The sequence below is a fragment of the Streptomyces sp. NPDC039430 genome, from assembly GCF_055639435.1.
Genome location: NZ_JBVKAK010000001.1, coordinates 185,291 through 206,172 on the forward strand (window position 1 = coordinate 185,291; position 20,882 = coordinate 206,172).

16 protein-coding genes are annotated in these 20,882 nt (G+C 73.0%); 8 read left to right on the forward strand and 8 right to left on the reverse strand.

Annotated elements, in window-relative coordinates; all coding sequences use genetic code 11:
* Position 1: 1 nt before the first annotated feature.
* The 4 genes from ACZ7LS_RS00775 to rsmH are packed head-to-tail and all read right to left on the reverse strand — an operon-like array spanning position 2 to position 5,289.
* Entirely contained in the window at positions 2 to 1,744 is a 1,743-nt protein-coding gene (locus ACZ7LS_RS00775) for a UDP-N-acetylmuramoyl-L-alanyl-D-glutamate--2,6-diaminopimelate ligase (protein WP_385132373.1), read from the reverse strand.
* Between the two features lie 17 nt (positions 1,745 to 1,761).
* The gene (locus ACZ7LS_RS00780; RefSeq protein ID WP_382530850.1) at positions 1,762 to 3,744 is read right to left on the reverse strand and encodes a peptidoglycan D,D-transpeptidase FtsI family protein; all 1,983 of its coding nucleotides are present in this window, start codon (positions 3,742 to 3,744) and stop codon (positions 1,762 to 1,764) included.
* Between the two features lie 4 nt (positions 3,745 to 3,748).
* The gene (gene ftsL, locus ACZ7LS_RS00785; protein ID WP_385132376.1) at positions 3,749 to 4,336 is read right to left on the reverse strand and encodes a cell division protein FtsL; all 588 of its coding nucleotides are present in this window, start codon (positions 4,334 to 4,336) and stop codon (positions 3,749 to 3,751) included.
* Positions 4,333 to 5,289 carry a 16S rRNA (cytosine(1402)-N(4))-methyltransferase RsmH gene (gene rsmH, locus ACZ7LS_RS00790; RefSeq protein ID WP_382530846.1) on the reverse strand — a complete coding sequence of 319 codons (957 nt, stop codon included), beginning with the start codon at positions 5,287 to 5,289 and terminating at the stop codon, positions 4,333 to 4,335. The genes ftsL and rsmH overlap by 4 nt, the downstream gene beginning before the upstream one ends.
* A gap of 460 nt (positions 5,290 to 5,749) precedes the next feature.
* Between rsmH and ACZ7LS_RS00795 the strand changes: the two genes are divergently transcribed.
* The 4 genes from ACZ7LS_RS00795 to ACZ7LS_RS00810 all read left to right on the forward strand — a co-directional run bounded on the left by ACZ7LS_RS00795 (position 5,750) and on the right by ACZ7LS_RS00810 (position 11,422).
* Entirely contained in the window at positions 5,750 to 6,376 is a 627-nt protein-coding gene (locus ACZ7LS_RS00795) for a beta-class carbonic anhydrase (protein WP_382530844.1), read from the forward strand.
* A gap of 224 nt (positions 6,377 to 6,600) precedes the next feature.
* Positions 6,601 to 7,644 (forward strand): AAA family ATPase, encoded by a 1,044-nt coding sequence (locus ACZ7LS_RS00800; RefSeq protein ID WP_382530843.1) that lies wholly within the window; start codon positions 6,601 to 6,603, stop codon positions 7,642 to 7,644.
* Positions 7,644 to 9,002 carry a DUF58 domain-containing protein gene (locus ACZ7LS_RS00805; RefSeq protein ID WP_385132380.1) on the forward strand — a complete coding sequence of 453 codons (1,359 nt, stop codon included), beginning with the start codon at positions 7,644 to 7,646 and terminating at the stop codon, positions 9,000 to 9,002. The genes ACZ7LS_RS00800 and ACZ7LS_RS00805 overlap by 1 nt, the downstream gene beginning before the upstream one ends.
* Positions 8,999 to 11,422 carry a transglutaminase TgpA family protein gene (locus ACZ7LS_RS00810; RefSeq protein ID WP_385132382.1) on the forward strand — a complete coding sequence of 808 codons (2,424 nt, stop codon included), beginning with the start codon at positions 8,999 to 9,001 and terminating at the stop codon, positions 11,420 to 11,422. Before ACZ7LS_RS00805 ends, ACZ7LS_RS00810 begins: the two co-directional genes overlap by 4 nt.
* 169 nt (positions 11,423 to 11,591) lie before the next feature.
* Here ACZ7LS_RS00810 and ACZ7LS_RS00815 read toward each other — a convergent pair whose 3' ends face one another.
* The 3 genes from ACZ7LS_RS00815 to ACZ7LS_RS00825 all read right to left on the reverse strand — a co-directional run bounded on the left by ACZ7LS_RS00815 (position 11,592) and on the right by ACZ7LS_RS00825 (position 13,910).
* Positions 11,592 to 11,993 carry a DUF3040 domain-containing protein gene (locus tag ACZ7LS_RS00815; RefSeq protein ID WP_382528498.1) on the reverse strand — a complete coding sequence of 134 codons (402 nt, stop codon included), beginning with the start codon at positions 11,991 to 11,993 and terminating at the stop codon, positions 11,592 to 11,594.
* Between the two features lie 423 nt (positions 11,994 to 12,416).
* Positions 12,417 to 13,202, reverse strand: a complete 786-nt coding sequence (locus ACZ7LS_RS00820) for a methyltransferase (RefSeq protein WP_382663934.1) — start codon at positions 13,200 to 13,202, stop codon at positions 12,417 to 12,419.
* Between the two features lie 168 nt (positions 13,203 to 13,370).
* Positions 13,371 to 13,910, reverse strand: a complete 540-nt coding sequence (locus tag ACZ7LS_RS00825) for an SAV_6107 family HEPN domain-containing protein (protein WP_385132385.1) — start codon at positions 13,908 to 13,910, stop codon at positions 13,371 to 13,373.
* Between the two features lie 158 nt (positions 13,911 to 14,068).
* Between ACZ7LS_RS00825 and ACZ7LS_RS00830 the strand changes: the two genes are divergently transcribed.
* From ACZ7LS_RS00830 to ACZ7LS_RS00845, 4 genes are all read left to right on the forward strand, one after another.
* The gene (locus tag ACZ7LS_RS00830; RefSeq protein WP_385132388.1) at positions 14,069 to 14,908 is read left to right on the forward strand and encodes an ATP-binding cassette domain-containing protein; all 840 of its coding nucleotides are present in this window, start codon (positions 14,069 to 14,071) and stop codon (positions 14,906 to 14,908) included.
* The gene (locus ACZ7LS_RS00835; RefSeq protein WP_385132391.1) at positions 14,880 to 17,018 is read left to right on the forward strand and encodes a YhgE/Pip family protein; all 2,139 of its coding nucleotides are present in this window, start codon (positions 14,880 to 14,882) and stop codon (positions 17,016 to 17,018) included. The genes ACZ7LS_RS00830 and ACZ7LS_RS00835 overlap by 29 nt, the downstream gene beginning before the upstream one ends.
* 99 nt (positions 17,019 to 17,117) lie before the next feature.
* Complete coding sequence (locus ACZ7LS_RS00840) at positions 17,118 to 17,726, forward strand: TetR/AcrR family transcriptional regulator (protein ID WP_382528512.1); 609 nt, start codon at positions 17,118 to 17,120, stop codon at positions 17,724 to 17,726.
* A gap of 469 nt (positions 17,727 to 18,195) precedes the next feature.
* A complete protein-coding gene (locus ACZ7LS_RS00845) occupies positions 18,196 to 19,710 on the forward strand; it encodes a phytoene desaturase family protein (RefSeq protein ID WP_382663941.1) in 1,515 nt (504 codons plus the stop codon).
* A 134-nt stretch (positions 19,711 to 19,844) separates the two neighbouring features.
* Here ACZ7LS_RS00845 and ACZ7LS_RS00850 read toward each other — a convergent pair whose 3' ends face one another.
* Positions 19,845 to 20,831: a hypothetical protein gene (locus ACZ7LS_RS00850; protein WP_382663944.1), complete on the reverse strand. Its 987-nt coding sequence runs from the start codon at positions 20,829 to 20,831 to the stop codon at positions 19,845 to 19,847.
* Positions 20,832 to 20,882 lie beyond the last annotated feature (51 nt).

The following is a 20,882-nucleotide window of genomic DNA, read 5'->3' on the forward strand; positions in this document are numbered from 1 at the left end:
GTCATCCCTGACTGTTGTTCTCGTGACGGTGCTCGTGGCCTGGCTCACGGCCCGGCTCGTGGCGGCGGGAGCGCTCGATGGCCTCGCGCAGGACCTGACGGTCGTCGAAGGCGCGTACCACCCCGGCGATGTCCTGGCCCTGCTCATGGCCCTTGCCCGCGACCAGTACGGTGTCGTCGTCCCCTGCCAGGCCCACCGCGGCGGCGATGGCGGAGGCCCGGTCGGCGTCGACCAGGACGTCCCCGCGCTCATGGATCGGCACCTCGGCGGCGCCGGCGAGCATCGTGGCGAGGATCGCGAGCGGGTCCTCGCCGCGCGGGTTGTCGGAGGTCAGTACGGCGGTGTCGGCGAGCCGCGCCGCCGCGGCGCCCATCGGGCCGCGCTTGGTCTTGTCGCGGTCGCCGCCGCAGCCGAGGACGATGTGCACCTTGCCCTTGGTGACCTTGCGCAGGGAGCGCAGGACCGATTCGACGGCGTCCGTCTTGTGGGCGTAGTCGACGACGGCGAGATACGGCTGGCCGGCCTCCACCCGCTCCAGCCGGCCCGGCACGCCGGGGACCGCGGCGATGCCGTCGGCGGCGGTGTGCGGGTCGATCCCGGCGACGGCGAGGGTGACGACCGCGGCCAGGGTGTTGGCGACATTGAACGGTCCCGGCAGCGGGGCCTCGGCGCGGACCCGCTCCCCCTTGGGGCCGATCGCGGTGAAGGTGGAGGCGCCCGAGCCGACCACGACGTCCTCGGCGCGCCAGTCGGCGTCCGGGTGGCCCTCCGCGGAGAAGGTGGTGACCGGGACGGTCGCCTCCGCGACGAGCCGGCGGCCGTACTCGTCGTCGAAGTTCACGACGCCGGTCTTGCTGCGCTCCGGGGTGAAGAGCCGTGCCTTCGCCTGGAAGTAGTCCTCCATGCCGGAGTGGAACTCCATGTGCTCCGGGCTGAGGTTGTTGAACACGGCGACGTCGAACACACAGCCGTCGACCCGGCCGAGGACCAGCGCGTGGCTGGAGACCTCCATGGCGACGGATTCGACGCCCCGCTCGCGCATGACGGCGAAGAGGGCCTGGAGGTCGGTGGCCTCGGGGGTGGTGCGCTCCGACTTGATGCGCTCGTCGTCGATACGCATCTCGACGGTGCCGATGAGACCGGTGCGGTGGCCCGCGCCGCGCAGTCCGCCCTCGATGAGATACGCGGTGGTGGTCTTGCCCGAGGTGCCGGTGATCCCGATCTGGAGCAGATCCCTGCCGGGGTGTCCGTAGATCTCGGCGGCGAGCTGCCCCATGCGGGCCCGTGGGTCCGGGACGGTCAGAACCGGCAGGCCGGTGGCCGCGGCGCGCTCGGTGCCCGCCGGGTCCGTCAGGATCGCGGCGGCTCCGAGGTCGGCGGCCTGGGCGGCGAAGTCGGCGCCGTGGAAGCGGGCGCCGGGGAGGGCCGCGTAGACGTCCCCGGGGCGTACGGCGCGCGAGTCGTGGGTGATGCCGGTCGCTTCCCCAGGGCCCTTCACCTCCCCCGGGTCCGGTGCCTCGGCGCCCAGCCGGGCCGCCAGCTCCGCGAGGGAGGTCGGGCGTACCCGGTCCGGACGGGGCGTCCCCGGATGGTTCACAGGGGCGTCCTTCGGGGTGGTTCGGTACTGATCAGCTTGTGGCACGGCGGTGAGCGTACCGGGCTCCGCGGGCCGCGAGCCACGTGAGGGGGACTGGTGCGCGGGGGGTTCCGGGTGGTTCCCGGAACCGGGGGTGATGGTTGTCACTGGGGTGTTCCCTGGGGTCACTCGCCGGGTTTGAAGGTGACCGGCAGCCGGGCGGGTTTACTGCCGGTCGGTTCGACCTGCAGGGTCTTGAGAGCGAACTCCATGACCTTCTTGTAGATGGGGCCGCAGATCTGTCCGCCGAAGTAGCTGCCCTTGGTGGGGTTCTGGATGGCGCAGTAGACGGTGATCTGCGGGTCGTCGGCGGGCGCGAAGCCGGCGAAGGACGCGGTGTAGCCCTTGTAGACGCCGAGCTTCGGGTCGACCCGGTTGGCCGTACCCGTCTTGCCCGCGACGCGGTAGCCGGGGATGGCGGCCTTGGTGCCCGTCCCCTCCTCGTTGCCGACGACCGACTCCAGCATGGTGGCGACCGTCCTGGCGGTCTCGTCGCTCACCACGCGGGTCTTCTTGGGCGCGGGGGCGGGCGTGAACCGGCCGTCTGGGCCCCGCGCGCCGCGGATCAGGGTGGGTTCGATCCGTACGCCGCCGTTGGCGATGGTCGAGTAGACCGAGGCGGCCTGCATCGCGTTGAGGGAGAGGCCCTGGCCGAAGGGGATCGTGTACTGCTGCGAGGTGGACCAGTCCTGCGGCTGGGCCAGGATGCCCTGGGTCTCGCCGGGATAGCCGAGCCCGGTGGGCCGGCCGATGCCGAACTTGCTGAGATAGGAGTGGAGGACCTTGTTGGCCTCGGGCTGTGTCCTGCCGAGCTGGCCGGTCGCCAGGATGGTGCCGATGTTGCTGGACTTGGCGAGGACACCGTTGAGGGTCAGGTTCCAGGTGGGGTGGTCGATGTCGTCCTTGAAGAGCCGGTCCCCTCGGTGCAGCCGGTTCGGGACGACGACATGGGTGGCGGGGGTGGCCGCCTTCTCCTCCAGTACAGCGGCCATCGACATGACCTTGCTGGTGGAGCCGGGCTCGTACACGTCCTGGAGGGCCGCGTTGCCCATGGCGGCGGCGTTGGCCGCGGAGACGTCGTTGGGGTCGAAGCCCGGGGCGTTGGCCATGGCGAGCACCTCGCCCGTCCTGGTGTTCTGGACCACCACATAGCCGCGGTCCGCCCTGGACTCCTTCACCTGGTCGCTGATGGCCTGCTGGGCGGCCCACTGGATGTCCCGGTCGATGGTCAGCTCGATGTCGGAGCCGGGCACGGCGGGGGTCTCGTGGGAGCTGGCGGTGGGGACGCGGCGGCCTCCCGACTGGGCGTAGGTGACCTTTCCGTCCTCGCCCGCCAGCCGCTTGTCCAGCATGGATTCGACACCGCCCGCGCCGCGGCCCGCGGCGTTGACGTACCCCAGTATCCCGGCGGCGAGATCGCCGTTGGGGTACACGCGCTTGCTGCTGGCCTCCTGGAGGACGCCCGACAGCACGCTGACGGCGGCCGTGCCGGCGGCCTTCCCCTTGGCGGTCCTGCTCGCCTTGCTCGCCTTCTCGGCGAGGACGCGCTTGAGGTCCTTGATCTGGTTCCAGACCTGCGGGGTCTGGCGGCGTGCCAGCACGGTGTAACGGGGGGAGTCGGGGGTCCTGAGCTTCTTCACGATGTCGGCGCTCTCCGCGCCCAGGATCGGGGCGAGCAGCGCGGCGGCCTGTTCCGGGGCGTCCGGGATCTTGGTGAAGTCGGCGGTGAACATCGACGGGTCGGCGGTGATGTCGTACGCGTCGACGCTGGTGGCGAGGGCGATCCCGGAGCGGTCGGTGATCTCCCCGCGCTCGGCCGCGATGGTGTGGCTGAGGTAGCGGCTCTTCTCCGCCTTGGCGGCGTACGCGCTGGCGTCGACCGCCTGTACCTGGAGGAGCCGGACGACGAACGCCAGCATGACGAGGGTCAGTCCGAGGCTGACAAGCCGCAGGCGGGGGCGGGGGCTGCCGAGCCTGATCCGGCGCGGGGCACGGGACGCGGGGCGCGGGCGGCGGGCGGCGGGCCGGGGCGCGGGGCGGGACCGTCCGTCGTTCCCGGAGCGCGCGGGCTTGGGCACCCGGCGGCGCGGGGGTTCCTGGGAGGGCACTGGGTCACCTGCCGGGGGTCGTCGGGGCCGGCGTGCCGAAGGCCGGTGCGGGGGCCTGCCCGGGGGTCTCGCGGGCGGGGTCGGCGGAGCGGGAGGGGGACGCGAGGGGGGAGGGGGACGCCGGGGCGGAGAGCGCGGGAGACGGCGGCGAGACCGCCGACGGCGGGGTCTCCTCCATGGGAGAGGGCCGGCCCTCGGACTGGGCCGACGGCTGCGCGGAGGGCGACGCGCCGGCGCCGGGCACGCCGCGGACCGTACCGTCCGGGTTGAGGAAGGCGGGGCTGCCGCCGGGCACCATGCCGAGCTCACGGGCCCGCCGCTCCAGGGCGTACGGCGCGGAGCGTTCGTCCACGTCCCGTTGCAGGGCCTGCTCCTCGTCGGTGAGGTCGGTCGTCCGCTTCTTGAGCTCGCTCAGCTGGAACGAGCCCTCGTTGAGGGAGGAGTTCAGCAGCAGCAGGGTGATCAGACCGCCGCCGAGGAGCAGCACGACCAGCAGGACGAAGGGGGTGCGCGCCGCCGAACTGTTTCCGGAGGGCATCAGCTGGGCGAGCCGCGCGGCCCGCCCCCTCAACTGCTTGGCCGGTCCGCTCACAGAGCGTCCTCCCGGATCCGCTCCGCCCCCCGCAGCCGCGCCGGGGCCGCGCGGCGGTTCTCCGCGATCTCTTCCTCGGTGGGGAGTTCGGCGCCGCGGGTGAGCAGTTTCAGCCGGGGCTGATAGCGCTCGGGGACGACGGGCAGGCCGGGCGGCGCGGTGTTGGCGGCCCCGGCCGCGAGGACCTGCTTGACGAGGCGGTCCTCCAGTGAGTGGTACGAGAGGACGGCGATCCGGCCGCCGACGGCCAGGGACCCCACGGCGGCCGGAATGGCCTGCTCCAGGACGGACAGTTCGCCGTTGACCTCGATGCGCAGGGCCTGGAAGGTGCGCTTGGCGGGGTTGCCGCCGGTGCGCTTGGCGGCCTGCGGGAGGGCGTCGCGGATCAGCTCGACCAGCCGGGCGCTGTGCGAGAAGGGCGCCTTCTCGCGCTCCCTGACGACCGCGGAGACGATCCGCTTGGCCTGCTTCTCCTCGCCGTACGCGCGCAGGATCCGCACCAGTTCGCCGGGCGGGTAGGTGTTGAGGACCTCGGCGGCGCTGACACCGGACGACTGGTCCATGCGCATGTCGAGCGGGGCGTCCTGGGCGTAGGCGAAGCCGCGCTCCGCCTCGTCCAGCTGCATCGAGGAGACACCGAGGTCGAAGAGCACGCCCTGGACGCGGGGGATTCCCAGCCGGGCGAGCACCTCGGGCAGTTCGTCGTAGACGGCGTGGACGAGGGTGGCGCGGTCGCCGAACGGGGCGAGCCGCTCGCCGGAGAGCCGCAGCGCCTCCTGGTCGCGGTCGAGCGCGACCAGCCGGGCGGCGGGGAACGTGGAGAGCAGGGCCTCGCTGTGTCCGCCGAGACCGAGGGTGCAGTCGACCACGACCGCGCCGGGCTCGGCGAGGGCGGGGGCCAGCAGATCGAGGCACCGCTGGAGCATCACGGGAACGTGCCGGACCTGATTCATGCGCGCCCCTCGCGGCCTGCGCGCCCTTCGGGACGGGGGCCGGCCGCTGGTGGGCGGAGGGTGTCCGTACGGCGTTCCGCGGGCGCGCGGCTCTCCATGATTCGCTCGCTGCGCTCGCTCATGCGCCCTCTCAGATCCGGCGCGGCCGTACGTACCGCCGGGTCCCCGCCCGCTCAGAAGGGGAGGTGGTCCGCCGGCGCCGGAAGAGGCGTCGGCCGACCGCCGAGCGGGAGGAGGCCGAGCCGCACGTACGCCGCGACATGCGGGAATATTGTGGTGGGTTCGGTATGTGTCCGGGATGTGTCCGTGAACTTCGCGTCACTTTAGTCCACTCGCTCTTCCGGTCAATCAACCGGTCAGCGCGTCGCGAGGGTCACTCAACACAAGACCACAAACGGCATAATTCACTCGCCCGGCCCCGCTGGACTCACCTATGTGGGTTAGCTCACACCAGGCCACGTTGACGTTCTTTGTCCCCTCCCACAGCAGGCTTGACCGCCTCGTGACGACTACCGTCATAGGTATGTCGACTTCCGCACACATTCCCGCAGAGTCCGTCCAGACTCCCGCCGGCGCGGCCCGCACCGGCGGGACGGTCACCGACCGGCTCATCGACGCCAACCTCCTCTACGCCGCCGGGTTCGGCGACCCCGGCATGGACGCGCGCCCCGTGCTCCAGGTCGCCGTGGTCGCCTGCATGGACGCCAGGCTCGACCTGCACGGCGCCCTCGGGCTCTCCCTGGGCGACTGCCACACCATCCGCAACGCGGGCGGTGTCGTCACCGACGACGTCATCCGCTCCCTCACCATCAGCCAGCGGGCGCTGGGCACGCGCAGCGTCGTCCTCATCCACCACACCGGCTGCGGCCTGGAAAGCCTGACCGAGGAGTTCCGGCACGAGCTGGAGATGGAGGTCGGACAGCGGCCCGCCTGGGCCGTGGAGGCGTTCCGCGATGTCGACCAGGACGTACGGCAGTCCATGCGCCGCGTGCGGACCTCGCCCTTCCTCCCGCACACCGACGACGTCCGCGGTTTCGTCTTCGACGTGAAGACGGGGCTGCTGCGGGAGATCGACGCCGGCGCCTGAGCACCGGCGCCTGAGCGCCGTCACCGGACACACCTCCCCGAGATAAACAGCAAAGCCGACATATCACACCCACTTATCCACAGGCGGATGACACGAAGCGGTAACGGCAACAAGAATGCGTGTGTGGCACCGCTCCGGAACCATCCGGGGACGGTGTCCGTGTTTCGGGGAGGGCCGGGCCGTCTGATGAGCATCGGCCCGAGGAAAGGGCCGAGGAGGGCCGGGTGACGACCTATGACGATCGAGCGAGCCTTACAGATCTGACCACCACAGCGGAGCGGGTGCGCGCGTCGGTGGAGGCTGTGATCGAGGGCAAGCCAGAGGTCGTACGGCTTTCGCTGACCGTGCTGCTCGCCGAGGGGCATCTTCTGATCGAGGATGTCCCCGGCGTGGGCAAGACCATGCTGGCCAAAGCGCTCGCGCGCTCCATCGACTGTTCGGTGCAGCGCATTCAGTTCACCCCCGACCTGCTGCCTTCCGACATCACCGGGGTGTCGATCTACGACCAGCAGCGGCGGGACTTCGAGTTCAAGCCGGGCGCGATCTTCGCTCAGATCGTGATCGGCGACGAGATCAACCGCGCCTCGCCCAAGACCCAGTCGGCGCTGCTGGAGTCCATGGAGGAGCGTCAGGTCACCATCGACGGGCAGACGTATGAACTGCCCAGCCCCTTCATGGTGGTGGCCACGCAGAACCCGGTGGAGATGGAGGGGACGTACCCGCTGCCCGAGGCGCAGCGCGACCGCTTCATGGCCAGGGTCTCGATCGGCTACCCCAGCGCGGAGGCCGAGTTGCAGATGCTGGACGTGCACGGCGGCATATCCCCCCTGGACGACCTCCAGCCGGTGGCGCACGCGCACGACATCGTGAAGCTGATCGACGCGGTGCGCACGGTCCATGTCGCCGAGTCCGTAAGGCGGTACGCGGTCGAGCTGGTCGGGGCGACCCGTAACCACCCCGACCTCAGACTCGGCGCCTCGCCGCGCGCGACGCTCCATCTGCTGCGGGCCGCGAAGGCCGCGGCGGCGCTGAGCGGACGGGACTACGCGCTGCCGGACGACGTGCAGTCCCTGGCGACGGCGGTGCTCGCGCACCGGCTGCTGCCCACGGCCCAGGCACAGCTGAACCGCCGTACCGCCGAGCAGGTCGTGCTGGAGATCCTCCAGCGCGTCCCGGTCCCGACGGCGGGCGGCGGCCAGGGCCCCGGTCGCCAGGCACCGGGCGCCGGACCGCTCTACGGTCAGCAGCCCGGCGTACGGCGGCTGTGATGGCGCCCGGGGGGCCGGTGGCCGAGGGCGGCGAGGAGAAGGGCGGGCTGCGGGCCGCGCTGTCCGGGCTGACCACGCGCGGCCGGTCGTTCCTCGCGGCCGGGGTCGCGGCGGGCGTCTGCGCCTATGTCCTGGGCCAGTCGGACCTGCTGCGGGTGGGAATCCTGCTCGCCGTGCTGCCGCTGATCTGTGTGGCGGTCCTCCACCGCACCCGCTACCGGGTCGCGGGCAGCCGCCGGCTGTCGCCCTCCCGGGTCCCCGCGGGCTCCGAGGCGCGGGTGCAGCTGCGGATGGACAACGTGACGCGGCTGCCCACCGGGCTGCTGATGCTCCAGGACCATGTGCCGTACGTACTCGGCCCGCGCCCCCGGTTCGTGCTGGACCGGGTCGAGCCGGGCGGGCGGCGCGAGGTGTCCTACCGGGTGCGCTCGGATCTGCGCGGGCGGTATCCGCTCGGACCGCTCCAGCTGCGGCTGAGCGACCCCTTCGGGATGTGCGAGCTGACGCGCTCGTTCAGCGCGTACGACACCCTGACCGTCGTCCCGCGTACCGAACCGCTGCCGCCGGTACGGCTCGGCGGCGAGGCGTCGGGGTACGGCGAGGGGCGGCAGCGCTCGCTGTCACTGGCCGGTGAGGACGACGTGATCCCCCGCGGCTACCGGCACGGCGACGATCTGCGCCGCGTGCACTGGCGCTCCACGGCCCGCTACGGCGAGCTGATGGTGCGCCGCGAGGAGCAGCCGCAGCGGGCCAGATGCACGGTGCTGCTGGACACCCGGCGCAGCGCCTACCAGGGTTCGGGCCCCGACTCCGCCTTCGAATGGGCGGTGTCGGGCACGGCCTCCGCTCTGGTGCATCTGCTGGAACGCGGCTTCGCGGTCCGGCTGTTGACGGACACCGGCAGCTCGATGCCGGGCGAGGGCGGCGACGGCTTCGCGGGAGCGACCCAGGAGGCCGCCGACTCGGCCGGACTGATGATGGACACCCTCGCGGTCGTCGAGCACTCCGACGGCACGGCCCTCTCCCCCGCGTACTCCGTCCTGCGCGGCGGCACCGAAGGGCTGCTGGTCGCGTTCTTCGGCGATCTGGACGAGGAGCAGACGGCGGTGGCCGCCCGGATGCGGCAGCGCAGCGCCGTGGCCGTCGCCTTCGTACTGGACAGCACCGGCTGGACGCAGGGCGCCGGGCCCGCCGGGCCTGTCGAGGACCGGCTGCGGCAGCTGCGCGAGGCCGGGTGGACCGCGCTCGCCGTGCCCTCGGGGGCCGCGCTGCCCGAGCTGTGGCGGCTGGCCGCGCGGCAGCGATCGGAATCGGCCGTCACCGGCGGTACGACAGGCTTCTCCGGAGGATGGTCATGAGCGGTAGCGGAAGGCTGGCGCTGTGCGCTTTCGCCGCCACGCTGATGGCGGCGGGCGCCCTGCTGCCGCTGGTCGAACCGGCCCTCTGGCTGCTGCACGCGGCGATCATGCTGGCGGTCGTCGGCGCGGTGGGCGCGCTGGCCCGGCGGGTGCCGCTGGCCCGGACGCTGACCGTGGCGCTCCAGGGCCTCGCCGCCCTGCTGATGCTCACGCTGGTCTTCGCCTCGGACGAGGCGCTGATCGGCATCGTGCCGACCCCCGAGGTCTTCGCGCACTTCGGCCGGCTGCTCACCGAGGGCGGCGATGACGTCGGCCGGTACGCGATACCGGCGCCCGCGACCGACGGCATCAGGCTGATGCTGATCGGCGGCGTCCTGGTCATCGGGCTCGCCGTGGACGCGATCGCGGTGACCTTCCGGAACGCGGCCCCGGCCGGACTGCCGCTGCTCGCGCTCTACTCGGTCGCCGCGGGGCTCTCCGGCGGCGCCGGGGGCTGGCTGTGGTTCCTCCTCGCGGCCGCGGGCTATCTGCTGCTGCTCCTGGCGGAGGGCCGGGACCGGCTGTCCCAGTGGGGCCGGGTGTTCGGCGGCGCGCCGCGTACGCCGGGCCGGTTCCCGTCCGGCGCGGACGCCTCGGGCGGGCGCGCCCCGGTCCGTACCGGACGCCGTATCGGTGTGGTGGCGCTGGGTGTCGCGCTGGTGGTCCCGGCCGCCCTGCCCGCGCTGGACGGCGGACTGCTGGCCGGCGCCGGTGGCGGGAACGGCTCGGGGACGGGCGGCGGGGGCACGATCTCCGCGGTCAACCCGCTGATCTCGCTCCAGGACAATCTGAACCAGCCGGAGGACCGCGAGGCGCTGCGCTACAAGACGAACGCGCCGGACACCCAGGACATGTATCTGCGGATCATGGCGCTGGACAAGTTCGACGGCACGTCCTGGCGGTTCTCGCAGCGCGGGGTCGAGGACGTACCGGACCGGCTGCCCGGTGCCCCCGGGCTGAACCCCGAGGTCAGCACGACCGAGGTCAGGACCAATATCTCGGCCGCCGGCTGGTACCGGCAGAACTATCTGCCGATGCCCTATCCGGCGACCCAGGTGGACATCGAGGGGCGCTGGCGCTTCGAGCCGGAGGGCAGGACGCTGGTGGGCGACCGCGGCCAGTCGACGCGCGGCGCACAGTACGAGGTCGGCAGCCTGCTGGTGAACCCGACCCGGGAACAGCTCGCCGCGGCGCCCCCGGCCCCCTCGGCGCTGCGCCGTGAGTACACCGAGGTCCCGGCGGTCCTGCCGGACGTGGTGAAGTCGACGGCGCTCGATGTCACCAGGGGCGCGGCCAACGACTACGAGAAGGCCGTCAGGCTCCAGGACTGGTTCGCGCTGGACGGCGGCTTCACGTACAACACCGAGGTGGACTCGGGCACCGGCGTCACGGCGATCACGCGGTTCCTCAGGAACAAGGAAGGCTTCTGCGTCCACTTCTCCTTCTCGATGGCCGCGATGGCCAGGACGCTCGGTATCCCGGCGCGCGTCGCGGTGGGCTTCACGCCGGGCACGCCGCAGCCGGACGGCAGCATGTCCGTCGGGCTGCGTGACGCGCACGCCTGGCCGGAGCTGTACTTCGAGGGCGTCGGGTGGACCCGGTTCGAGCCGACGCCGAGCCGGGGCAGCGCGCCCGACTACACCCGGCAGGACGTGCCGTCCGACGGGCCGAGCGATGTGCCCAGCCCCGATACCAGCGCCTCGGCCGCGCCGTCCACGGAGCCGTCCGCCTCGGACAGCTGCCCGGCGCAGTCGCGACGGCTGGGCGAGTGCGGCGCGGCCGCTCCCGGCGCCGCCCTGCCGCCGACGGATTCCGGTTTCCCGCTGGCGACCGTGCTGTGGACCGTCCTGGGCGGGCTCGCGGTGGTGGCGCTGACACTGCTGCCCCTGCTCTGGCGGACCAGGATCCGGGCCAGGCGGCTGGGATCCGGGGGACGCACCCCGGCCGACGCGACGGCGCGGACGCTGGCGGCCTGGCGGGAGATCACCGACACGGCCTGGGACCACGGGGTCCCGCCCGACGAATCACGGACGCCGCGCAAGGCGGCGGAGCGCATCGTACGGCTGGGCCGGCTGGAGGGTGAGGCGGCCCAGGCGGTGCACCGGGTGGCCGGTTCGGTGGAACAGGTGCTGTACGCGCCCGAGCCACGGCCGGGCACGGGCCTCGCAGACGACGTCCGGCGGGTCCGGGAGGGGCTCGGCGCCCTGGCCGGCCGCTGGACCCGGCTGCGCGCACTCCTGGCGCCCCGCTCGTCCGTACGGGTGGCCTGGGCCGCCTCGGAGCGCTGGGCGTCCCTCACGGCCCGCTGGAGCCCTCAGCGGCTCTCAGAGGCCGCCAGGGCGGCCACCATGCGCCGGCGCCCCTCGCGTCAGCGCGGCTGAGCGGCCCGCACGCCCCGGCCTGAGCGGCGCGCGCCCGTGCGGGCCGCTCAGCCGGAGGTCGGAAACCCGAAGCCGGAAGCCGGAAACGACTGAGGGGCGAACGCCTGACGCGTTCGCCCCTCAGTCGTACTGTCCACTGGCTCTGTTCGTCTTACTGGCCCTGCTCGTCTTACTGGCCCTGTTCGTCGCGGCGGCGCTGCCATCGCTGCTCGATGCGGTTCATCATCGAGCGGCGCTGTCTCGCTTGTGCGGGCGCGGGGCCGCCGGATGGGCCGCCCGCCGCCTGCTGCTGACCTGGTTTGGGCGCTTTGCGCCAGCCGGTGACCGCCAGGACCGCGCAGCCCAGCATGACGAGGAATCCCACCACGCTGATCCAGATCTGCTGGGCGACCATTCCGGCCATGAGGAGCGCGATACCCACCAGGAAGCCTGCGACCGCCTGGTAGACCCGTCGCCGGGTGTACGTACGCAGCCCGCTTCCCTCAAGCGCTGTCGCGAACTTGGGATCTTCGGCGTACAGCGCTCGCTCCATTTGCTCGAGCATTCGCTGCTCGTGCTCCGAGAGCGGCACGGAGTCCTCCTAGTCGTCGGTCGCGGGGGGCGACCGGTATGCGGCTCCTTCAAGGATAGGCAGGGAATCGCCCCCGTGAAACCCGCCCTCAACGCCAATTCGCCATTCCGGGCCGCCATGTCGGCTCGGCCGCTGAGGCGTTGATTCCCCAACCATCGATCCGTCATGCCGGATGGTGTACACCGATCATACGGCGCCCGGGGCCCCACTGGGGGGCCTGTGGCGTACTCCATGTACGGCTGCGTGGCTGATCAGCCACGCCATCGGCGTCCCGGACCGGCTCCGGACGGACTCCGGGCGGACTCCGGACGGCCCAGGACGGCTCCGCCGCGGCTCCAGGACGGCTCCGCGGCGGCTCCAGGACTGCTGCGGGGCCGTGCCGGAACCGGCCGTGGAAGGGCTCCGGCAACCGGGAGATCCGCGTCAGTCCCGCTTCTCGCCCAGGACGTGCAGCTGGGTGGCGATGGAGTGGAAGGCGGGCAGCTCGGCGGCCGCCGCTTCCAGCTGGAGCAGCGCGTCCAGGGCGCCCGGCTGGGTGTCCACCAGCCCGCCCGGGACCAGGTCCGCGAAGACCCGCACGCCGTGCACGGCGCTGATCCGGAGACCGGCTCCCGCGGCCAGCTCCGTGAGCTGCCCGGCGGTGAAGCGCCGGGGCACCGGATCGCCGTCGCCCCAGCGGCCCGCCGGGTCGGTGAGCGCCTGCCGGGCCTCGACGAAATGCCCGGCGAGCGCCCTGGCGAGCACGGCGCCGCCCAGCCCCGCGGCGAGCAGGCTGAGCGCCCCGGCCGGGCGCAGCGCGTCCACGGCGTTCCGTACGTCCTCGGCCGGATCGTCCACGTACTCCAGGACGCCGTGGCAGAGCACCGCGTCGAAGCCGCCGCGCTCGACCACGTCGAAGAGGCCGTGGATGTCCCCCTGGACCCCGCGCACGCGCTCGGCCACTCCGGCCTCGGCCGCCCGGCGCTCCAGCGCGAAGAGCGCGTTCGGACTGGGGTCCACCACGGTCACGCGATGACCCAGACGGGCGACGGGCACCGCGAAGTTGCCCGTACCCCCTCCGGTGTCGAGCACGTCCAGAACGTCGGTGCCCGCCACCTTGGCGCGGCGGCCGAGGGCGTCCTTGAGGACCTCCCAGACCACGGCGGTACGCAGGGAGCCGCGGGGGCGGGAGGGCGTCTCCCCACCGGTAACAGGGGAACGGTCCGACACGGCAGTTGACTCCTCGGCGCGGTGCCGCCCCTGGTGGCGGGGCGTGAACGGTGCAGGCTCCGCCCACCCTATTGCCTGGGGCGCGTCGTCGAAGTCCCGCCCGGCCCGGCCCGCCCCACGGGCGGACGGCGCCGCTTCGACGACACGCTCCGGCACGGGGCGTCCCGGTCACCCAGCGGCATCGCCCTGCCGGGGGTGTTCGGCGCGGGGCCGGGGCAGCACCGGTTCGAGTACGAGCAGCCGCTCCACCAGGCGCAGGAACATGCCCGCGTCACGCAGCAGATCGTCCGCGTCACGGCCGGTGGCCGCGCCCGGTATGCCCGCCTCGGCACGCGCCCTGCGCGGGGCACCCGAGGCGAAGAGAGCGCTCCATTCGGACAGCTCGGGCGCGATTTCGGTGAGGACCTCCCAGGCGCTCCTGATCCGCCGCCGCCGCTGCGGGGTGGTCTCCGGGCGGCCACGGGCGGCGAGCACCGCGGCGGCGGTGCGCAGGGCGGCGAGATGGGCGGTGGCGTAGCGCTCGTTCGGAGTGTCCAGCGTGGCGGCCTCGTCCAGGCCCGCGTGCGCCTGGGCGAGGAGATCGAGGGCCGCGGGCGGGGCCGTGGCCCTGCGCAGGACGGGGTGGACATCGCTCGGGGGACCGGTCAGGGCGGGGGCAGGGCCGTCTGTACGGCGCCGACGTGCGGCACCGGCGTAGGAGCTGGCCATGACGGAACCTCCTGTCGTCGTGTGACGGTGCTGTAGCCGTATGTGTCCATGGTGAGGGGCACCACTGACAATCGGCCCTGACCTGCGACTTTGCCTCGCACACCGGTTCGGAGTAACTTTTGAACTGACCAGTCAGTACAAAGAAATCGAGGCGCCCCGTGGACAGCCAGGAGCACCCGGCCGGTCAGGAGCACGCCGACAACCAGGAGCACGCGGTCAGCCAGGAGCAACCGGACAGCCGGCGGGCCGGGCCGGACGGCGCGGCCGTCCTCGCCGAGGACTTCGGGCTCAAGGGCGCGCGCGGCTGGGCGTTCCGCCATGTCCGCGTCGACGCCGCGCCCGGCACGGTCGTCGTCATCGAGGGCCCCTCGGGCTCGGGGCGCACCTGTCTGCTGCTCGCTCTCACCGGCCGTATGCGCCCCACCGAGGGCCGTGCCGAGATCGCCGGACTGCCCCTGCCCCGCGCCATGGCGGCCGTACGACGGATCAGCGGCCTCGGCCCTGTGCCGGGCGTCAGCGATCTCGATCCGGCGCTCACCGTCGCCGAGCATCTGCGCGAACGCGCGCTGCTGCGACGCCGGTTCGGCGGATCCCCGCGCGCCCTGCTGCGGCCACGCGCCCAGCGGGCGGCCGAGGCCCGGGGCCGTATCGACGCCGCGCTGACCGCCGCCGGGCTCGACACGGCCGCCCTGCCCAAGGGCGAGCGCACGTCCGTGCGTGACCTGGAGCGGCTGGAGGCGCTGCGCCTCTCGGTCGCCCTCGCGCTGATCGGCGGGCCCCGGCTGCTGGCCGTGGACGATCTGGACCTCAAGCTCTCCGACGCCGACCGCGCCGCGGCCTGGCGGCTGCTGCGCTCCGTCGCCGAGGCCGGCACGACCGTACTCGCCGTGTGCGGCCAGGCCCCCGAGGCCGCGGACGCGGGCACGGACATGGTCATCATCCGTACGGACAACGAGGAGGGGACGGCCGATGCGCTCGCCGAAACTGGCCGCGCTTGAGCTGAGGCGCTTCGGCAGGGGAAAGCTCCCGCGCGCCGCGCTCGTCGCGATCCTGCTGCTGCCGCTGCTGTACGGCGCGCTCTACCTGTGGTCGTTCTGGGATCCGTACGGGCGGCTCGACAAGATCCCCGTCGCTCTCGTCAACGACGACCAGGGCGCCACCGCGGCGGGCCGGAAGGTCGCCGCCGGTGACGAGATCACCCGGGGCCTGCGCGAGAGCAAGGTCTTCGCCTGGCACGAGGTGAGCGCGGCGGAGGCGCGCGAGGGCGTGGAGGACGGTTCGTACTACCTCTCCCTGACCATGCCGGCCGACCTCAGCGAGCGGATCGCGTCCAGTTCCGGCGACGCGCCCGAGACCGGCGCGCTCCAGGTCCGGACGAACGACGCCAACAACTACATCGTCGGGCAGATCTCCAGGACCGTGTTCTCCGAGGTGAGGACCGCCGCCTCGACCAACGCCTCCCGCTCCTTCCTCGACCGGATCTTCATCTCCTTCTCGGACATCCACGACGCCACCGCGAAGGCCGCCAAGGGCGCCGACCAGCTCAAGGGCGGTATCGGAAAGGCCCAGAAGGGTTCGAAGGACCTCGTGGACGGGCTGAAGACCGCGAAGGAGGGCAGCGGGGACCTGGCGGGCGGGCTGAAGAAGCTCGGCACGGGCGCGAGCGATCTGGACACCGGCGCCCAACAGGTCGCCACCGGCACCCAGTCGCTCGCCGACAAGATCAACTCAATGGCCGGGAATGTACGTCCGTACCTCAAGGACAACGGGAAGGCGATCGGCGATTCCGCGCGGCTCGTGGCGGACTCCTCCCAGTCGATACGGGACAACCTCGGACTGCTCGTGAAGGCCGCGCCCGGCGCCGCGACGAAGGCCCGCCTGGCCTCCGACGAGCTGAACTCCCTCTACAGGGAACGCTGCGAGAACGCCCCCGGCGCCACCGCCTCGCCCGATCGCACCCCCGGCACCGGCACCGCCGCCGCCGGTCCCGACCCCAGCGTCTGCCCGCCCCTCAAGCGCGCCAGGACCGCCGCCGCGGACGTGGCCGCCGTCGCCGATGACGTCAACACCCTGGTGCAGAACAACAACGGCGGTCTGAAGGCGCTGGACGGCCGGCTCGCCACGCTCCAGAAGCAGGCGAAGGCACTCGCCGAGCACGCGCCGCAGCTGGACGACGACCTGGAGACCGCCGTCACGAAGATCAACGCTCTCAACACCGGCGCGCGGAAGGTCGCCGAAGGGGCGGGCAGGCTGCACACCGGGCTCACCGACGCCAAGAAGGGCTCCGCCACGCTCAACACCGGTGTCGGCAAGCTCAGTACCGGCGCGGACACCCTCGACGGCGGGCTCTTCAAGCTCGCCGACGGATCGGCCGAGCTGGCCGGAGGGCTCAACGACGGCGTCGGGAAGATCCCCGACTACGACAAGACCGACCGTGACCGGCGGACGGAGGTGATGGCCGACCCCGTCCAGCTCGCCTCGCGCTCGCTGCACGCCGCGCCCAACTACGGCACCGGCTTCGCCCCGTACTTCATCCCGCTCTCCCTCTGGGTCGGCGCGATGGTGGCGTACATGCTGATCCAGCCGCTGAACCGGCGCGCGCTGGCCGCCGGCGCCTCCGCCTGGCGCATCGCCCTCGCGGGCTGGCTGCCCGTCGCCGCGATCGGGCTGCTCCAGGCCGGCGCGCTGATCTCCGTGCTGCACTGGGCCATCGGCCTGGAGATGGCGCGCGCCGCCGGAACGGTCGGCTTCCTGGCGCTGGTCACCTGCTGCTTCACCGCGATCGTCCAGTGGCTCAACGCCCGCTTCGGACCGGCGGGCCGGATCCTCGTGCTGGCGCTGCTGATGCTCCAGCTGACCTCGGCGGGCGGCACCTATCCCGTCCAGACCAGTCCGGGCTTCTTCGGCGCCATTCACCCCTTCCTGCCGATGAGTTACGTGGTCGAGGCGCTGCGCAGACTCATCTCGGGCGGCGGACTGGGCCCCGTGTGGCAGGGCTGTGCCGTGCTCGCCGCCTTCACCGTCGGCGCGCTGGCGCTGACCGCACTGTCCGCACGGCGCAAGCAGGTGTGGACACTCGACCGGCTCCACCCCGAGCTGAGCCTGTGAGCGCGGGGGGACCGCGCCGGGCGCGCGAGAGCTGTGACAACGGAGGACCTGTGACAACGGAGGACTTGTGACAGCGGCGGACCTGTGACAATCGTCGCCATGGACAGCAGCAGCGCCCGCCGCCAGGCCACCCGGCAGAAGCTCTACGAGGCCGCGGTGACCCTCATCGCCGAACAGGGCTTCTCGGCGACGACGGTGGACGAGATCGCCGAACGCGCCGGGGTCGCCAAGGGCACGGTCTACTACAACTTCAAGAGCAAGACGGAGCTTTTCGAGGAGCTGCTGCGGCACGGCGTCGGGCTGCTGGCCTCGTCCCTGCGGACGGCGGCCGACACCACGGCGGAGCGCGGCGGCAGCAAGATCGAGGCGCTGGACGCGATGATCGGGGCCGGTCTGGTCTTCATCGACCGCTATCCCGCCTTCACGCAGTTGTACGTCGCCGAGCTGTGGCGGACCAACCGGGCCTGGCAGTCGACGCTGTTGGTGGTGCGCCAGGAGGCCGTCGCGGTCGTCGAGAGGGTGCTCGGGGAGGCCGTCGAGGGCGGTGAGCTGAGCGACGAGATCGATGTGCCGCTGACGGCGGCGGCGCTGGTCGGGATGGTGCTCGTGGCGGCGCTCGACTGGCAGGCGTTCCAGCCGGAGCGGTCGATGGACGACGTGCACGCGGCGCTCTCGCGGCTGCTGCACGGACGGGTCGGCGGACGCTGACGCCGTACGCACGCACACCGCGTACGTACGTGCGCCGGTCCGGTGAGGCTCCATCCCCCTGAGCCTCACCGGACCGGCGCGTTCCCCCGTACCCCGTACTCCCCCGGTACCCCCGTATCCCCCTACCCCGTACCTCGTTCTCCGGGATGCCGGAGAGCCCGCTTCCCCGTGATCCACGTGATCTCGCGATCCTCGTGATCCACCGTGGTCGCTGGGCTCCCCGTCCGCACCCCCGTTACGTCGGGGGAGCCGCGCCGTTCCGCCGCCCCGTGCCGGCGGTGCCGGCGCCGCGCCCCTTCCGTGGTCCCCACTCTTCCGTCCACGCAGGTCGGAGCCCATCCGCGTGCCTACTCATCTCCCCCTCTAGGTACCGGTACTCAGTCCTGCGTACTCCCGCCCAGCGCGGGCGCGGCGTCGCGCGGGGCTCGGCCGGAGACCGGCGCTCCCCCGGCGCTCTAAAATCGCTGCCATGGCACGGATTGCGGTGATCGGCGCCGGGATGGGCGCCATGGCGGCGGCAGCCCGGCTCGCGGTGGCGGGTCAGCGGGTGACGGTGTACGAACGCGCGGCGACGTACGGCGGATCGGTGGGCCGGTTCGAGCGGGACGGCTTCGTCTTCGACACCGGGCCCGGTCTGCTGCATCTGCCGGCCGTCTACCGTGATCTCTTCGTCAAGACCGGCAAGGAGCCGCTGGAGAGCCGCGTCCGTCTCGGTCAGGTGGATCCGGCGAGCCGGCATGTCTTCGCCGACGGCACCGACGTACGGCTGCCCAACGCGTCGCGCGGCGGCGTGGTCGCCGCCCTGGACGCGGCGCTGGGCGCGGGCGCCGGGGAGCGCTGGGGTGAGTTCCTCGGCCGGGCCCGGGACGCCTGGGACCGCTCGCGGCGTCCGCTGCTGGAGGAGCCGCTGTGGGCGGACTGGCGGGTGCTGGGCCGGGATCCGTATCCGGCCGTACGGCGGCGACGGCTGCTCCGCGGCGTCCGGCAGGCCACGACGGTCGCGGAGGTCGGCGCCTGGGAGCTGGCCGATCCGCGGCTGGCGGCGCTGCTGGACGGCTACGCCCTGTCGTACGGGCTCGACCCGCGGCACGCCCCGGCGGGCGCCGCCCTGCTGCCGTATCTGGAGCAGACCTTCGGCAGCTGGTATGTCGGGGGCGGCATGCGGGAGTTGGCGCGCGCGGTGTACGAACGGTGCCTGGCCCGCCGGGTGGAGTTCGTCTTCGGCGCCGAGGTGACCCGGATCGTCGAGAAGGACGGCGCGGCGACGGGCATCGAGCTGGCGGACGGCACGGTCGCGGAAGCCGACCACGTGGTGGCGGGGATCGCCCCCGGCCCTCTCGTGGAGGGGCGGCTCGACGCGGACGGTGACGTACGGCCGCCGGTCACGGACGCGGCTGGTGCCGTGCGGCCGGGCCGGTTCACGGTGCTGCTGGCGCTGCGCGGCGCCCGCGAACCCGGCGCCGCGCACCGGACGGTGGTGCACTCCCCCGACGGAAGCGCCGAGGCGGCCGAGGTGTTCGCGGGGCGGACCGCGGCGCGGCCCACGGTCACGGTGCTGCGGCCCGACGACGCGGCGACGCGCCCCGACGACGGCCACGAGGCGGTCACGCTCACCGCGACGGTGGCCCCGGACGGCCCGGTCGACTGGTCGGACGCCGCGCTGCGCGAGCGGTACGCCGAGGTGCTGGTGGCGGCCGCCGGGGCCGCCGTGCCGGGGCTCGCGGAGCGGCTCCTGTGGCGCGAGGTGCGCACCCCGGCCGATACGGCGGCGCTGACGGGGGCCGCGGGCGGTTCCGTACCGGCGCCCGCGCTGGCCGGGGCCGGGGGCCGGCTGCTGCTTCCGGGAAACCCCACGCGGCTGTCCGGGCTGTACCGGGCGGGAGGCTGGGCGCATCCGGGCGGCGGGCTCGCGCACGCCGGGATGTCGGGGGCGCTGGTCGCCGGACTGATCGTCGAAGGGGCGGACTTCCGCGGCTCGCGGTGAGCGACGTGGGCCGCCGCGGCGCCCGCCGCCACCGCGCCCGCCCGGTCAACGGGCGTGCCGTCGAACGTTCCTGACGGGCCGCCCATGCTCGTGGGCCATCGCGGCCGGTGCGGCCGGTGCGCGCGGTACGCCCGTCAGTAGCGGTAGCGCTGCTCGTTGTAGTCGGGATCCGGGTAGCCCGGCCGGTGCGGCTCGTCCTGGGGTATCGGCGGGAACTGCTCGCCGTCGCGGTCGCGCTGCTGCGGGACCCACACGCCGCCGGGCGGGGTGTCGCCGCCGTACTGCTGCTGGTCGGCGTACGGGTCGGCGTAGTGCTGCTGGTTGCCGAAGCTGTCGTACGAGCCGTACTGCCGGCCGCTGTCGGCCGAGCCGGGGTACGGGTCGGTGTACCCGGCGTACTGCTGCTGCCCGGCGTCGTAGCCGTACTGCTGCTGCGCGTACGCGTCCTGGCCGGGGTACATGTCCTGGCCGGAGTGGTACGCGTCCTGGGGGACGTAGCCGTCCTGGCCCGCGTGCTGCTGCTGCCCGTACCCCGGATACGCGTCATATCCGCCGCCGTCGCCGTACCCGTGCGCGCCGGCGCCGTCCGCCGTGCCCGCGCCCATACCCGCGCCCGCGTGCGGCTGCTGACGCGCCTCGCGGGTCGCGTCGTCGTATATCCCGTACTGCCCGGTGTCGTCGGGCAGCGGCTCCGGTTCGTAGACCGCGGCGGCCGGCGCGGGGGGCTCCGCCGGCTCGTACGCGGGCGGCTCGTACGCGGCCGTTCCGTACTCCGCCGGTTCGTACTCCAGGTCGGAGACCTCAAGAGCGGGCTCGCGCTCCTGCGCCTGCCGGCTCCCGGCCTTGCGGCGGCGGCTGGCGCCCGGACTGCCGCCTATCGCCCAGCCCGTCGAGAAGCCGCGGCGGAAGGACAGCGTCACATACGTCTGGCCGACCGCGAACGCGATCGCGCCCAGCGCGATGACGAATATGGAAGGGATCAGTACACCGAGGACCACGCCCATGAACCCGGTGAAGGCGAGCACGCGCCAGCGCAGCCGCGCCTTGTACTGGAGCAGCACCTCACCGAGCAGCCACAGGGCCACGATGCCGAATGCGATGTAGAGGACCGTCCAGCCCATGCCCGCCCCTCTCCTGGGCCCACCGCCCGGGGACAGGGCGGGTACGGCCGG